Raw genomic sequence first — 14,185 nt, forward strand, 5'->3', positions numbered from 1 at the left:
TAACCTGGAGTACGCCATGACCGACACAGACGCTTCTGTATCTGCCGTTGCAGAGTATCCCCTGCCGGACAACGGTTGGGCGGATCTCGACAACCGCGTGGTTGTATGCGTCAGCGGCCCGGGCACCGACAAGTTTCTTCAGGGCCAGTTCAGCCAGAACCTCGATGAGGTAATCCCGGAGTATTCGCCGCGCGCGGCCGCAGCAACGCCCAAGGGTCGCGCCTACTGCCTCACACGTATGGTCCGTTCAGGCGACGATATCCTGATGGACTTTCCCGCCGAACTCGCTGACGACATCATCAGCCACTTGCGCAAATATCTGATGCTGTTTCGTGGAACCACTATGGAGGTGGTTCAGGAAACGAAGATTATAGGGATTCTGGGCGACGGCCTGGCAGAAACGCTCGCCGGAAAGCCACTGGATTCTCTGAAAGAGCCCGGGGACGCCTGCACACTCCCTGACGGCATCCTCGTGAAGACGCAATCGACAGCCGAGGGCACGCCCCGCTTCGAGTTCTGGCACACTGAAGAGGGCGAAGCAGCACTTCCCGCCAGCGCCCGTATGTCGGCGGCCGACTGGCAGGCCTCCGAAATCGCAGCGGGCGTCGCCTCCCTGACTACCGCCACACAAGAGTCCTTCGTGCCTCAGATGCTGAACTGGCAGCATGTGGGCGGCGTGCATTTCAAGAAAGGCTGCTACACGGGTCAGGAAGTGATTGCCCGCATGCACTTCCTTGGGCAATTGAAAAAGAGCCTTTTCCGCTTCCGTATTGAACAGTCAGAAGACTTGCCAACCCCCGGAACCGCATTATTTGCTGGCGAGCGGTCAGTCGGAGAAGTGGTCAATGCGATCAAATACCGCGACGGCAGCGTTGAATTACTTGCGGTGGTTCGCCACGATGCCGCTGAAAACGCCTTGCATCCGGAGGGCCTGTCACAGGTGACGCTGGAGCCAATGCCACTGCCCTACCCGGTGCCCGAAAGGGAAAAAAGCGCACAATCAGATACATAAGTTGACAGGCAAACGCGCCAGAATTTGCTATTTTGCTATGCAGCAGCTCACATATTTGATTGTTCGGACAGTGGCCCAGGCATTCTGGCCATTCTTCGAAATCTTTAAGCGGACCTTTACTGACCATGTCGAATATTGTTGAAACCATCAAAGCCGATCTCAACGCAGCCATCGAAAATGACAAGCTGGTGCTTCCCACCCTTCCGGAGGTAGCCCTTCAGGTCAGAGACATTGCGCAATCCGAGGATTCTTCAATAGCCGACTTGGTAAAGGTCATCAGCAATGACACGGCCCTGTCCGCACGCATCATCCGGGTGACCAACAGCCCGCTGTTCCGGGGCAGCCGAGCCATTGAGAACCTGAACATGGCGGTAAGTCGCCTCGGTATGGCCTACACCAGCAACCTGGCCATGGGCCTGGCCATGGAGCAGATGTTCCAGGCCACGTCCGACATGATCGACAAGCGCATGCGGGCCACCTGGCAGACCAGTACCGAAGTGGCCGGCGTCTGCCACGTTCTGGCGCAACACTACACCAAACTCAAGCCGGACCAGGCTACCCTTGCAGGCCTTGTGCATCTGATCGGCGTACTGCCCATCCTGCGCTATGTAGAAGACCAGGACATCCAGATCAGCAGCATCATGCTGGACAACGTGGTTGATGAACTGCATCCGAAGATCGGGGCGACAATCCTTAAGAAGTGGGATTTCCCGAAGGAGCTTCAGAACGTTCCCCTAGAATACGCCAACTTCAACCGTGAGGTGCCGGCGGCCGACTATGCGGATCTCGTGATGGTTGCCAACCTGCAGCTGGTTGCGGGTTCGGAGCATCCGTGGACGGAGATGGACTGGACGAAGATTTCGGCCTTTGATCGTCTGGGGTTGGATCCGAATATCGACATGAGCGAGGAAGAGGATCTGAACGCCCAGATGGAAGCGGCTATGGCGCTGCTTCAGTAATACCTGCCCTGCCCCTTGGCCCCTCACCCTTTGGGGGCTGGCGCGGGGGTGGTCAGTCTTTCCCTCGGGAAAAGAACTCGCTTCGCTCAGACAGCTTTTCCTGTCGGAAAAGACTGACCACCCCCACACCGATCAAAAATTGGAAGGGCGCTCCTGACTTGTCCTTTCAGCTCTGCTTGTATCTCTCGATCAACTCAGATTTGCTTGGCAGCGCCCAGTCAACCGTGGGCTTTCCCTGCTGTTGCAACCAGTCGTTCGCCTTTGAGAAGTGCTTGCAACCGAAGAAGCCCCGGTAAGCACTCAGGGGTGACGGGTGGGGGCCCTCTAGGACCAAGTGTTTGGTGCGGTCGATGTGCTGGCCTTTCTTTTTCGCGTAGCTGCCCCAGAGCAGGAATACCACGCCTTCCCGTTCCCGGTTGATGGTTTCGATGACTTTGTCGGTGAAGGTTTCCCAGCCTTTGCCCTGGTGGGCGCCGGCCTGGCCCTGAACGACGGTTAAAACGCTGTTGAGCAGCAGTACGCCCTGCTCGGCCCAGGGCTGCAGGCAGCCGTGGTCCGGGGGAGCGATACCCAGGTCGTCCTGTATTTCCTTGAAGATGTTCACCAGTGAGGGCGGGATGGCCACGTTCGGGCGCACGGAGAAGCACAGGCCGTGGGCCTGGCCTGGACCGTGGTAGGGGTCTTGGCCGAGAATGACCACTCTCACGTTATCCAGTGGCGTGCTGTTGAGGGCGTTGAAGCAGTGTTGGCTGGCGGGGAACAGGACTTTGCCGGCCTGTTCCTCGGCGGCGAGGAACTCCGCCAGGCCCTGCATGTAGGGCCGGCGGAATTCTTCCGCGAGATGCTCTTTCCAGCCCCGGTCGGGCCTGAGCTGGCTGGCCAGTACCTCAACCGGGCTCATGGATCACTCCTCGTCTTTACGGCTGTCGGCCTTGTGCTCGGGGCGCATGGCCGGGAACAGGATAACGTCGCGGATTGATGCGGAGTTGGTCAGCAGCATGGCCAGCCGGTCGATTCCGATACCTTCACCGGCGGTGGGCGGCAGGCCGTATTCCAGGGCCATCACGTAGTCTTCATCGTAGAACATGGCTTCGTCGTCACCGGCCTCTTTCTCGGCCACCTGGGCCTGGAAGCGCTCCGCCTGATCTTCGGCGTCGTTCAGCTCCGAGAAGCCGTTGGCGATTTCGCGACCGCCCACGAAGAACTCGAAACGTTCGGTGACGAACGGGTTGCTGTCTTTGCAGCGGGCCAGGGGCGACACTTCTTTCGGGTACTCGGTGATAAATGTCGGCTGCATCAGGCGATGCTCCGCCGTCGCCTCGAAGATCTCGATCTGGACTTTGCCCAGGCCCCAACCATCCTTGAGATGAATACCAAGGTTTTTCGCCACCTGGCGGGCACTGGCGTCGTCCGCCAGCTGTTCCGGCTTGATGTCCGGGTTGTAGCGCAGGATGGCGTCGACCACGGTCAGGCGCTCGAAGGCTTTACCAAAATCGTACTCGACGGTTTCTTCGCTGCCATCCGCCAGGGTGCGGGTGTTCACGACGGTCGTCGTACCCAGCACTTTCTGCGTAATGCTGCGCAGCATGTCTTCGGTCAGATCCATCAGGTCGTTGTAGTCCGCGTAGGCCTGATAGAACTCCACCATGGTGAATTCTGGATTATGACGGGTGGAAAGCCCCTCGTTCCGGAAGTTCCGGTTGATCTCGAACACCCGCTCAAAGCCGCCGACGACAAGACGCTTCAGGAACAATTCCGGGGCAATACGCAGGTACATGTCGATACCCAGCGCGTTATGGTGGGTCACGAAGGGCCGCGCCGTGGCGCCGCCAGGAATCACCTGCAGCATCGGGGTTTCAACTTCCATGAAGTCCCGGTCGGTGAAGTACTGACGCATGGCGCTGATGATCTTCGAGCGCGCATAGAACACCCGACGACTGTCCTCGTTGACCATCAGATCGACGTAGCGGTGGCGGTAACGGGCTTCCGTATCGGTCAGGCCCTTGTGCTTTTCAGGCAACGGGCGCAGGGACTTGGTGAGCAACACGTACTCGTCCATGGTCACGTACAGATCGCCCTTGCCTGATTTGGACAGGGTGCCTCGCACTCCCACGATGTCCCCCAGATCCCAGTGCTTGGTGTCTTTCTGGACATCCTTGGACGCGTAGATCTGGATCCGGCCAGTCATGTCCTGGACCACCTTGAATGCCTTGCGATCGAGCATCATGCGGCCGGCAATGGCCACCTTGATACCGAGGGACTCCAGCTCTTCCTTGGTTTTTTCACCGTATTTCGCCTGCAGTTCGGCGGCGGTGGCGTCACGACGAAAGTCGTTCGGGAAGGCGTTGCCCTGGTCGCGCATTTCTGACAGTTTGGCGCGGCGCTCGGCAATCAGCTTGTTGTCCTCATGCGGTGCGGCATTCTGAGTTTGATCAGTCATTTTGGCTCACTAGGAATCGGGTTGTCCGGGTTAGCGTGGCAAAGGCGCTGGTTACAGCGCCATCTTCAGGCTGGCTTCGATGAACTTGTCAATGTCACCGTCCAGCACCGACTGGGTATTACTGGTTTCTACCTTGGTGCGCAGGTCCTTGATACGGCTGTCGTCCAGAACGTAGGAACGGATCTGGCTGCCCCAACCGATGTCGGCCTTGGCGTCCTCGGCTTTCTGTTTCTCGGCGTTGCGCTCCTGCATCTCACGCTCAAACAGCTTCGCCTTGAGCTGTTTCATGGCCTGGTCCTTGTTCTGATGCTGGCTTCGACCAGCCTGACAGGCCACGACAATACCGGTGGGATTGTGCGTCAGACGCACCGCCGACTCGGTCCGGTTAACGTGCTGACCACCGGCGCCGGAGGCACGGTAAACATCCACCCGAAGATCCGCCGGATTGATTTCAATTTCGAAGCTGTCATCCACTTCCGGTGACACAAACACGGAAGAGAAAGACGTATGCCGACGGTTGCCGGAATCGAATGGTGACTTACGCACCAGACGGTGAACGCCGGTTTCGGTACGCAGCCAGCCATAGGCGTAGTCGCCCTGGATGTGAATGGTGGCGCTTTTGATACCCGCCACATCGCCTTCCATCAGCTCGACAATTTCGGCCTTGAAGCCCCGACGCTCTGCCCAGCGCAGGTACATGCGCAGGAGCATGTTGGCCCAGTCCTGGGCTTCGGTGCCACCAGAGCCAGCCTGAATATCCAGGTAGGCGTTGTTGGCGTCCATTTCGCCGGAGAACATGCGGCGGAATTCAAGCTTCTCGAGCTCTTTATCAAGGGCCTCAAGATCTGATTCGATCTCGGCAACGGTGCCCTCATCCTCTTCTTCTGCGGCAATGTCCAGCAGGCCCTCAGCGTCTTCAAGGCCGGAGGTGAGGTTGTCGATGGTCTTGACGATCAGCTCAAGATCGGCGCGCTCTTTGCCCAGAGCCTGAGCCCGCTCGGGGTCGTCCCAAACACTCGGCTGCTCCAGTTCGCGCTCAACTTCGGTCAGTCGCTCACTACGCTGATCGTAGTCAAAGATACCCCCTGAGCGCTTCAGTGCGCTCACGAAGCTCTTTAATCTTCGTCACAATGGGATTAATTTCCATGAAACCCTTACTCGCTCTAGAAAATGGAGAGTAAAAACAGAGGCGGGATTCTACCGGAAATCGGTTTGTAAATCAGCCTGCGGGTTTCCGTGAATCAGGCAAGAGGCTCGAGGTAATCCACCAGAAGCTGGAGATTGGTGCGCCCCCGGAAGGTATTGGCATCCGGCTTGTAAACCACCCGCGCACCGGTGCGCGTGTAATCAGGCACTTCCGGCCCGGTATTGAAGGCAATACCGTCGATGATCCCGCCGCCTTCGACAGGTTGCAACACCAATTTCAGATGGTTTTCGCCGACTATCCGCTGGCTGACCACCCGGAACTCGCCGTCGAACAGTGGCTCCGGGAAATGCTGCCCCCATGGGCCGGCGCGTTTGAGCAGCGCGGCGGTGTCCAACGACAGTTCACTTGCGCCCAGAGGCCCATCGGTTGTGATCGCCGCCTCCAGATCCTCGGCCGAGAGGGTGTCTCGAACGGCCTGATCGAAGGCCTCGGAAAAGGCATCCAGATCATCCCTGGCGAGGGTCATGCCCGCAGCCATCGCGTGACCGCCAAATTTTTTCATGATCCCCGGATGACGTGAGTCGACCACGGCAAGCACATCCCGGATATGAAGCCCGGGAATGGAGCGAGCAGAACCTTTGATGTCTTCGCCGTTTTCGTCCGGCGCAAAGGCAATGGTCGGTCTATGGGTCTGCTCACGGATACGGGCAGCCAGAATTCCAATAACGCCCTGGTGCCAATCGGTATCGAAAAGCGCAAGCCCCCAGGGCAGTCCATCCAGGTCCAGCGACATTGAAGACAGCAGATCCTGGGCCTGGGCTTTCATGTCCTTTTCGATGGTGCGACGTTCCCGGTTGAAGGTATCCAGCTCCCGGGCCAGTCGGCGAGCCTCGTCCGGACTGTCTGCCAGCAGGCAGGCAATCCCGATACTCATGTCATCCAGCCGCCCGGCGGCATTCAGGCGGGGCCCGACCACAAATCCAAGGTCGGTTGAGCTGATCGCCGTGTGGTCCCGGCCAGCGACTTCCAGCAGCGCCAGGATACCGGGACGGGCCTCACCCTGGCGTATCCGGCGCAAGCCCTGCTCCACGAAGATCCGGTTGTTGTGGTCCAGAGGCACAACATCAGCCACAGTACCGAGCGCCACGAGGTCCAGCAGGCACCCCAGGTTGGGTTCGGGATCAGGCAGGCGATTGGTTTCCCGGAGCTGCTTGCGCAACGCTGTGAGCACGTAAAACATGACGCCAACACCGGCCGCGTTCTTGCTCAGGAAAGGACAACCCGGCTGGTTTGGATTGACGATGGCATCGGCATCCGGAAGCTCTTCGCCGGCCAGGTGGTGATCGGTCACCACCACTTTCACGCCAAGTTCCTTGGCCGCGCGAACGCCTTCAACCGCGGATATGCCGTTATCAACGGTGACCATCAGGTCCGGGAGCTGACCCTCGTCGCGCAGGCGTTCAATAATACCCGGCGTCAGGCCGTAGCCATCTGCAAACCGGCTGGGCACGCGAAAGTCGATACTCTGCAGACCCAGCATGGAGAGTCCAAGCATGGCAACGGCTGTACTGGTAGCACCATCGGCGTCGAAATCGCCGAGCACAAGCACCCGCTGCTGCTGATCGATAGCCTCGGCAAGAAGCTCAACGGCCCGGTCAATACCTCTCAGAGACAGGGGTGAAGCCAGGTGTTTCAGGGTGTAGCTCAGCTGCTCATCAGAAGTTACGCCACGGGCAGCGTAGAGGCGGCGAAGCAAGGGAGGCAGGTTTTGCCCCCAGTCCGGAAGGGTATCGGGCTGGGGGCGACGCAGGATCTTTTTTGGTGTCATACCCGATCAGGCGTTTTTCCAGTGCTTGGCAATGAATGCCTGCACACCGTCGATATTATTATCCAATACGGTATACCGCTCTTCCCGCTCGAACAGGTCGGCCATATGCGCCGGCAGCGGTGGCTCTACACTGACGCCAGACTCTGCCACGGCATCCGGGAACTTGGCCGGGTGTGCGGTACCCAGGGTAATCATTGGCACCACCTGATCACGGCGGCAGTTGCGCGCTGCACGGACGCCGATGGCGGTGTGAGGATCCAGCAGATACTCGTTCTGCTCGTAGATCTCACGAATGGTGTCGCAGGTGGCCTTGTCGTCCACCGCATCGCTGTCAAAAAGCTTGCGCGCATGCTTCCAGCGATAGTCCTCAATACTGACGGGCCCCTTCGCAGCGTTTTCCAGCAGGGTTTTCACCGCCAGCCCGTCCCGGCCGTGGAGATCAAACAGCAGGCGCTCAAAATTGCTGGACACCATGATATCCATACTCGGAGACAGGGTGTGTTCGAGTTGGTGCTGCTCGTATTTGTTGCCACTCATGAAGCGATGCAGAATATCGTTACGGTTGGTGGCAATGACCAGCTGGGAGATTGGCAGCCCCATCTTCTTGGCAAGGTAGCCGGCAAAGATATCGCCGAAGTTCCCGGTGGGCACGGAAAACGCCATGCTCCGATCCGGACCGCCCAGTGCCAGGGAGGCATGGAAGTAGTAGACGATCTGGGCCATGATCCGGGCCCAGTTGATGGAGTTGACAGCTGCCAGCTGGGTTTTGCCACCCAGGAACGACTGGTTGCCGAAACTCTCCTTCACCATGCGCTGACAGTCGTCGAAGTTGCCACGCACCGCAATGTTGTGGATGTTTTCACCCTGAACGGTGGTCATCTGACGGCGCTGAACCTCTGACACCCGCTGGTAGGGGTGCAGAATGAAAATATCCACGTGCTCGCACCTGCGACAACCCTCAATGGCAGCCGAGCCGGTGTCACCGGAAGTCGCTCCCATGATAACCACGTGCTGCTTGCGCTTTTCCAGAACATAGTCGAGGAGACGCCCTAACAGCTGGAGGGCGAAATCCTTGAACGCCAGCGTCGGACCGCGGAAAAGCTCCATCACCCACTCGTTGGTATCCAGCTGAACCAGCGGGGCCACGGCCTTGTGGGCGAAAACCGAGTAGGTCTCGTCCAGCATCTTGCGGAAATCATCCGCAGGGATAGCGTCATCCACGAACGGGTACATGACGTTGAACGCCAGCTCACTGTACGAAAGCCCGCGCCAGCTCCGGATTTCTTCCAGATCAAAATGTGGCAGGGATTCAGGAACATAGAGGCCGCCATCTGTCGCCAGACCGGTCAGCAGAACATCCTCAAAGCCCAGTGCGGGCGCTTCACCCCGCGTACTGATGTATCTCACGTTCGTACCTGTCAGTTGAAGTTTTCAGCGCGGATGCGGACAACATGGCCATCGGTGTCGGACAGAGCTTCCAACTCTTCGATCGCACGGTTGATCTGGCGCTCCTGAACGGTATGGGTCAGGATGATCACCGGAATACGTCCGTCCTTCAGCTCGGATTCCTTCTGCATGATCGACTCGATATTGATGCCATGCTCACTCAGAATGGAGGCAATCTTGGCCAGCACACCCGGACGATCCAGAGCGGTAATGCGCAGGTAGTAGGCAGACTGAATGTCCTCCATGGACAGCACATCCAGGTCTTCCATGGCGTCCGGTGAGAAGCCAAGGTAGGGCACACGCAGCTTGCTTTCGGTCGCCACGGCACGGGCCACATCGACGATATCGGCAATAACAGCCGACCCGGTTGCCTCATCCCCTGCTCCGGGACCGTAATACATGGTCTGGCCAACGGCATCGCCATCCACCAGGACCGCGTTCAGGACACCATCAACCTGGGCAATCAGATGACTCTGGGGCACCAGGGTCGGATGCACACGCAGCTCGATGCCATCATCGCGGCGACGGGCAATGCCGAGGTGCTTGATGCGATAACCCAGCAATTCGGCGTGAGCAATGTCGTAAGGGGTAATCTTCGAAATGCCTTCGGTGAAGCCTTTCTCGAACTGAAGAGGCACGCCAAACCCGGCTGATGCCAGTATGGTCAGCTTGTGGGCGGCATCAATGCCTTCCACATCAAAGGTCGGATCTGCTTCGGCGTACCCAAGATCCTGGGCTTCTTTGAGAACCTCGGAAAATTCCCGACCGGCACGCATTTCGGTCAGGATGTAGTTCCCGGTGCCGTTGATGATGCCGGCAATCCAGTCAATGCGGTTTGCCGCCATACCCTCACGAACAGCCTTGATGACCGGGATACCGCCGGCGACACCCGCCTCGTAAGCCACCACAACACCAGCCTTCTCGGCCGCCTCGAAGATTTCGTTGCCGTGGACGGCAATCAGGGCCTTGTTCGCGGTAACCACGTGCTTGCCGTTGCGGATTGCCGCCAGCACCAGCTCTTTGGCCGCATCATAACCACCGATGAGCTCGACCACGATATCCACGTCGGGATCGTTCACCACGTCGTAAATGTCGGTGCTGAAGGGCACATCGCCGAGGTCCATATCCTCGCGAGCCCGGCGACTGGCAACCCGGGTAATCCGGATATTGCATCCGGCCCGACCGGCAATCAGCCTGGCGTTGCGGGTCAAGACATTAAAGGTACCGCCGCCGACGGTTCCCAATCCGCAGATTCCGACACTGACGTCTTTCAAACTCTCACCTCTGATCCCGAAGGGGTGCTGATGAATTATATTAGGCGGGCATAGTATACCGATTCAGGCCTCACTGAATAAGCCCTGAATCGGATCCTTCGAAAATACCGTGTAACGCATCCCGTACGATAGGTGCGCCAGGATTTCAGAGTAGCCCGAGGCCTTCCGCCAGACGCTGGGCCGGGACATAGCCACGAACCATGTTGCCATCTTCCAGAACAATGGCAGGTGTCCCTGTGACCCCTACCCGGCCACCAAGCTCATACTGCTCGCCCACCGGATTTTCGCAACTTGCGTCGGGTACTGAGCGGCCGGCCTTGGCTGCGTCCATGGCCGCCTGCTGATCGTCAGCACACCAGACCGACTCATACTTCTTGAAAGACGCTGTATTGGGGCCGGACCGTGGAAACGCGTAGTAATTGACGGTAATGCCATAGCCATTCAACTGCGGCACCTCGTCATGCAGCTTCCGGCAGTAAGGGCAGTCGATATCAGTAAACACGTTTACCACGGCCTTTTCGTTTTTCGCCGGGAAGCTGATAACTCCCTTGTTACCATAGTCCGCCATCATTTCGCGACGGGCCTCCGTGCGGGCGGCTTCGGTGACATTGGCAATGCCCTGATCGGTAATCTTGAGAAGATCTCCCGTCATCAGGTACTGGCCGTCCTCGGTCGCGTAGATGGTGTCGCCATTGTTGCTCTGAACCTCATAGAGGCCCTTGGCTTCGGATTCCTTTACCGACACCACCTTGAGGCCGGGGACGGCCTGGGTCAGACGCTCGGAAATCCGGTCTTCCACTTCACCGGCACTGACGCTCGCCGCGCCAAAGGCACCCAGGACAACTCCAAGCGCCACAACCACATGTTTCATATTCATTCTGGCAAACAACCTTTTCCAGTAAACAGTTAAACAACCCGGGCAGTATTGGCACAGGCCGGGAATCAATTCAATGCGACAAGTACAGAAAAAGAAAGTTCACCCCCGCACGCGCAAACAGCCGCTTCATCAGCCCCTGGGATGGTGAGCCTGGTGCAGCGACTGGAGACGCTGACGAGCCACATGGGTGTATATCTGGGTCGTTGACAGATCCGAGTGACCCAACAGCATCTGTACAACACGGAGGTCCGCACCATGATTCAGAAGGTGCGTGGCAAACGCATGCCTCAGGGTGTGGGGAGACAGGTGCTTGCGAATACCGACTCGCACAGCGTAATGCTTGATGCGATGCCAGAATGTCTGGCGGGTCATCGCCGCTGCCCGATTACCCGGGAACAGCGCATCGCAGGAGCGGCCTTTCAGAAGCTCCGGCCGGCCTTCCTTCATGTACTTCAGCAGCCAGTCCACCGCCTCCTCCCCCAGGGGCACAAGCCGTTCCTTGTCACCCTTGCCGGTGATCCGAATGACGCCCTGGCGCAGATTTACCTGATCAACCCGCAGCTCTGTCAGCTCTGAGACCCTCAGACCACAACCATAGAGTATCTCGAGCATGGCCTTGTCCCGGAGCTCGATGGCAACACTCGGGTCCGGTTCGCAAAGCAGCGCATCCACCTCTTCCTCGGTGAGAGAATCCGGAAGACGCCGGGGCAACCTCGGGCTGTCGATCCGCAGGGTCGGATCCTCAGCGATCAGCCCTTCGCGTAGCAGAAAGCGGTAAAAACGCCGAAGTCCGGACAGCCGCCGGGCCGCCGTAGAGCTCTTGATCCCTTCCGCCAACCCCCGCGACATCCAGGCCAGAAGGTCGGTTCGGCGAACATCAGTCAGCGCGGGCTTGCCAGGCTGGCTTTCCAGCCATTCCGCCAATCGCGACAAATCACTCCGGTAGGCCTGCCGTGTCTTTTCCCCAAGCCCGTCTTCCAGCCAGATGGCATCAACGAACCGCACAATGACTGATTCATCTTCCGCTTTCATGGCAAGTTCCCAGACTTCGAACGTCCTACGACAAGCATACCGGAACGTCAGACACAAAAAAGGCAGCCCGGGGCTGCCTTTTTCTGCCTGCTGTTCAGCGCTCTGCTGATCAGCCCAGCTTTTCCTTGATACGAGCCGCCTTACCAGACAGGTCGCGCAGGTAGTAGAGCTTGGCCTGGCGAACATCGCCGCGACGCTTCACGCTGATGCTGTCGATCAGCTTGGAGAAGCTCTGGAAGGTACGCTCAACACCAACACCGTAAGAGATCTTACGTACGGTGAAAGAGGAATTCATGCCACGGTTACGCTTGCCGATGACGACACCCTCGAACGCCTGCAGACGCTCACGGTTACCCTCGGTTACGCGAACCTGAACGACCACGGTGTCGCCCGGCGCAAACGCAGGGATTTCCTTGGTCATCTGTTCTGCTTCAAGTTGACTGATGATGTTGTTCTTGCCGCTCATCGTAATGCTCCTGATACCCAATCTGTTAATGCCCTGATCATTCAGAGGCACCCGGTTCGTTCAAAATCTCTTCCAGCAGCTCACGCTCTTCGTCCGTAAACACCCGCTTTTCCAGCAGGTCGGGGCGTCGCTCCCGGGTTCGCCTCAACGACTGCTTCAGCCGCCAACGCCGGATCTGATCATGGTGACCGCCCAATAAAACATCCGGCACCGCCTGACCTTCGTAAACTTCGGGCCGGGTGTAGTGCGGACAATCCAGCAAACCGTCGGCGAAAGAATCCTGCTCTGCCGACTGCGCATGACCCAGCGCTCCGGGGATGAGGCGTGTAACCGCATCGATAACAGCCATCGCTGCCAATTCGCCACCGGAAAGCACAAAATCACCCAGTGACACTTCCCGATCGACTTCCGTCGCTATCAGGCGCTCATCAACACCCTCGTACCGGCCCGCCACCAGAATCAACTGCTGCTCTGCAGCAAGCGACTCGACAACAGACTGGTTCAGAGTCTCGCCCTGGGGCGAGAGGTAAACCACACAAGGGCTTCCGGGTGCTGCTTCCCTTGCCGCATGGATTGCGTCCCGGAGAGGCTGAATTTTCATCAGCATACCCGGGCCACCGCCATATGGCCGGTCGTCTACCGTGCGATGCCGGTCGTGGGTAAACTCACGGGGATTCCAGCTGCGGAAAGTCAAAAGACCATCCCGGACTGCCCTTCCCGTAATCCCGTAATCCGTTACCGCACTGAACATATCCGGGAACAGACTGACTGCGCCAATCCACACCCGTCAGAACTCCGGATCCCAGTCCACCACCATGCGCTTTGAATCCAGATCAACATTCTGGACCACTTCGCCAGGCAGATAAGGAATCAGACGCTCACGTTGATCGATGGAACCTGCCGTAGCCTGTACCACCAGAACATCGTTGGATCCGGTTTCCATAAGATGGTGCACTTTACCAAGGCACTCATCATCGACCGTATACACATCAAGACCTTCCAGCTGAAACCAGTAGAACTCCCCTTCAGGAAGTTCCGGCAACTCAGCTGTCGAGACCCTGACTTCGGCACCGCAATACGTGCGGGCCAGATCACGGTCGTTAATACCTTTCAGCCTGACGACGATCCCCTGCCCCTGGCGGCGACCTTCCTCAAGCTTGGCCGGAATACGCTTACCATCCAGATCAAGCGTCCAATCGGGATAGTTCAGTATTCCGTCTTTGGGATCGGTGTAGGAGAAGACCTTGAGCCACCCCTTGACCCCAAACACCGAGGTAATCCGGCCGATCACAGTTTCCTGCGAATTCTGTGTCATGCCATAAACCCCGGTATCAGTACTGTCTTACCCAGCAGCCTTCAGCAGCTGTGCAACGCGCTCGCTGGTCTGCGCGCCTTGACCGAGCCAGAAATCGACACGCTCACGATCAACGCGAAGGCTCTCTTCCTGACCACGGGCAACCGGGTTGAAGAAACCTACACGCTCAATGAAACGACCGTCGCGAGATTTGCGGCTGTCGGTGACTGTCAGATGGTAGAACGGGCGCTTCTTGGAGCCACCACGAGCCAAACGGATAATTACCATTTAACCAATATCCTGTTCTGTTGAACGAACTTTGTACGATTCACGCCTGCTGAACACCAGCTGACGCGAAGACCCATACTCGAAAGGGGCGCTATTCTATGCTAAAAAAGCGCCAAAGAAAA

The 14,185-nt window shown here is 58.1% G+C and carries 14 protein-coding genes; 2 read left to right on the forward strand and 12 right to left on the reverse strand.

Annotation, left to right across the window (positions count from 1 at the left end; genetic code table 11):
• Positions 1-16 precede the first annotated feature (16 nt).
• Positions 17-1,012 carry a CAF17-like 4Fe-4S cluster assembly/insertion protein YgfZ gene (gene ygfZ, locus AC13DD_RS10145; protein WP_008176217.1) on the forward strand — a complete coding sequence of 332 codons (996 nt, stop codon included), beginning with the start codon at positions 17-19 and terminating at the stop codon, positions 1,010-1,012.
• A gap of 125 nt (positions 1,013-1,137) precedes the next feature.
• Positions 1,138-1,971, forward strand: coding sequence for an HDOD domain-containing protein (locus AC13DD_RS10150; RefSeq protein ID WP_008176220.1), 834 nt, complete (start codon positions 1,138-1,140; stop codon positions 1,969-1,971).
• A 166-nt stretch (positions 1,972-2,137) separates the two neighbouring features.
• Here the strand turns inward: AC13DD_RS10150 and ung are convergent, their stop codons facing one another.
• From ung to rpsP, 12 genes are all read right to left on the reverse strand, one after another.
• Positions 2,138-2,872 (reverse strand): uracil-DNA glycosylase, encoded by a 735-nt coding sequence (gene ung, locus AC13DD_RS10155; protein WP_092030284.1) that lies wholly within the window; start codon positions 2,870-2,872, stop codon positions 2,138-2,140.
• 3 nt (positions 2,873-2,875) lie between these two features.
• Positions 2,876-4,411, reverse strand: a complete 1,536-nt coding sequence (gene lysS / locus AC13DD_RS10160) for a lysine--tRNA ligase (protein WP_273017364.1) — start codon at positions 4,409-4,411, stop codon at positions 2,876-2,878.
• Positions 4,412-4,462: 51 nt separating this feature from the next.
• A protein-coding gene (gene prfB / locus AC13DD_RS10165; protein ID WP_100169522.1) for a peptide chain release factor 2 occupies positions 4,463-5,558 on the reverse strand; the annotation gives its coding sequence in 2 pieces (ribosomal slippage) (positions 4,463-5,485 and positions 5,487-5,558; 1,095 coding nt in all).
• A gap of 94 nt (positions 5,559-5,652) precedes the next feature.
• A complete protein-coding gene (recJ, locus tag AC13DD_RS10170; protein ID WP_008176227.1) occupies positions 5,653-7,386 on the reverse strand; it encodes a single-stranded-DNA-specific exonuclease RecJ in 1,734 nt (577 codons plus the stop codon).
• A gap of 6 nt (positions 7,387-7,392) precedes the next feature.
• A complete protein-coding gene (gene thrC, locus AC13DD_RS10175) occupies positions 7,393-8,793 on the reverse strand; it encodes a threonine synthase (protein WP_008176229.1) in 1,401 nt (466 codons plus the stop codon).
• 11 nt (positions 8,794-8,804) lie between these two features.
• On the reverse strand, positions 8,805-10,106 hold the full coding sequence (locus tag AC13DD_RS10180; protein ID WP_014576269.1) for a homoserine dehydrogenase: 1,302 nt from the start codon (positions 10,104-10,106) through the stop codon (positions 8,805-8,807).
• A 145-nt stretch (positions 10,107-10,251) separates the two neighbouring features.
• Entirely contained in the window at positions 10,252-10,983 is a 732-nt protein-coding gene (locus tag AC13DD_RS10185) for a DsbC family protein (RefSeq protein WP_008176233.1), read from the reverse strand.
• A gap of 129 nt (positions 10,984-11,112) precedes the next feature.
• Positions 11,113-12,015 (reverse strand): site-specific tyrosine recombinase XerD, encoded by a 903-nt coding sequence (gene xerD, locus AC13DD_RS10190; protein WP_273017362.1) that lies wholly within the window; start codon positions 12,013-12,015, stop codon positions 11,113-11,115.
• A 109-nt stretch (positions 12,016-12,124) separates the two neighbouring features.
• Positions 12,125-12,481: a 50S ribosomal protein L19 gene (gene rplS / locus AC13DD_RS10195; protein WP_048495327.1), complete on the reverse strand. Its 357-nt coding sequence runs from the start codon at positions 12,479-12,481 to the stop codon at positions 12,125-12,127.
• Between the two features lie 37 nt (positions 12,482-12,518).
• A complete protein-coding gene (trmD, locus tag AC13DD_RS10200; protein WP_339622760.1) occupies positions 12,519-13,265 on the reverse strand; it encodes a tRNA (guanosine(37)-N1)-methyltransferase TrmD in 747 nt (248 codons plus the stop codon).
• 3 nt (positions 13,266-13,268) lie between these two features.
• Positions 13,269-13,796 (reverse strand): ribosome maturation factor RimM, encoded by a 528-nt coding sequence (rimM, locus tag AC13DD_RS10205; RefSeq protein WP_202347113.1) that lies wholly within the window; start codon positions 13,794-13,796, stop codon positions 13,269-13,271.
• A gap of 27 nt (positions 13,797-13,823) precedes the next feature.
• Positions 13,824-14,063, reverse strand: coding sequence for a 30S ribosomal protein S16 (gene rpsP / locus AC13DD_RS10210; RefSeq protein ID WP_064227103.1), 240 nt, complete (start codon positions 14,061-14,063; stop codon positions 13,824-13,826).
• Between the last annotated feature and the right edge of the window lie 122 nt (positions 14,064-14,185).

Source organism: Marinobacter sp. L-13 (assembly GCF_056857715.1).

Bases quoted from the DNA above. Each gene is read 5' to 3' on its own strand.
- AC13DD_RS10150 (WP_008176220.1), top strand. From the start codon at position 1,138: ATGTCGAATATTGTTGAAACCATCAAAGCCGATCTCAACGCAGCCATC.
- AC13DD_RS10185 (WP_008176233.1), bottom strand. From the start codon at position 10,983: ATGAATATGAAACATGTGGTTGTGGCGCTTGGAGTTGTCCTGGGTGCC.
- recJ (WP_008176227.1), bottom strand. From the start codon at position 7,386: ATGACACCAAAAAAGATCCTGCGTCGCCCCCAGCCCGATACCCTTCCG.
- rpsP (WP_064227103.1), bottom strand. From the start codon at position 14,063: ATGGTAATTATCCGTTTGGCTCGTGGTGGCTCCAAGAAGCGCCCGTTC.
- ung (WP_092030284.1), bottom strand. From the start codon at position 2,872: ATGAGCCCGGTTGAGGTACTGGCCAGCCAGCTCAGGCCCGACCGGGGC.
- rimM (WP_202347113.1), bottom strand. From the start codon at position 13,796: ATGACACAGAATTCGCAGGAAACTGTGATCGGCCGGATTACCTCGGTG.
- xerD (WP_273017362.1), bottom strand. From the start codon at position 12,015: ATGAAAGCGGAAGATGAATCAGTCATTGTGCGGTTCGTTGATGCCATC.
- lysS (WP_273017364.1), bottom strand. From the start codon at position 4,411: ATGACTGATCAAACTCAGAATGCCGCACCGCATGAGGACAACAAGCTG.
- ygfZ (WP_008176217.1), top strand. From the start codon at position 17: ATGACCGACACAGACGCTTCTGTATCTGCCGTTGCAGAGTATCCCCTG.
- rplS (WP_048495327.1), bottom strand. From the start codon at position 12,481: ATGAGCGGCAAGAACAACATCATCAGTCAACTTGAAGCAGAACAGATG.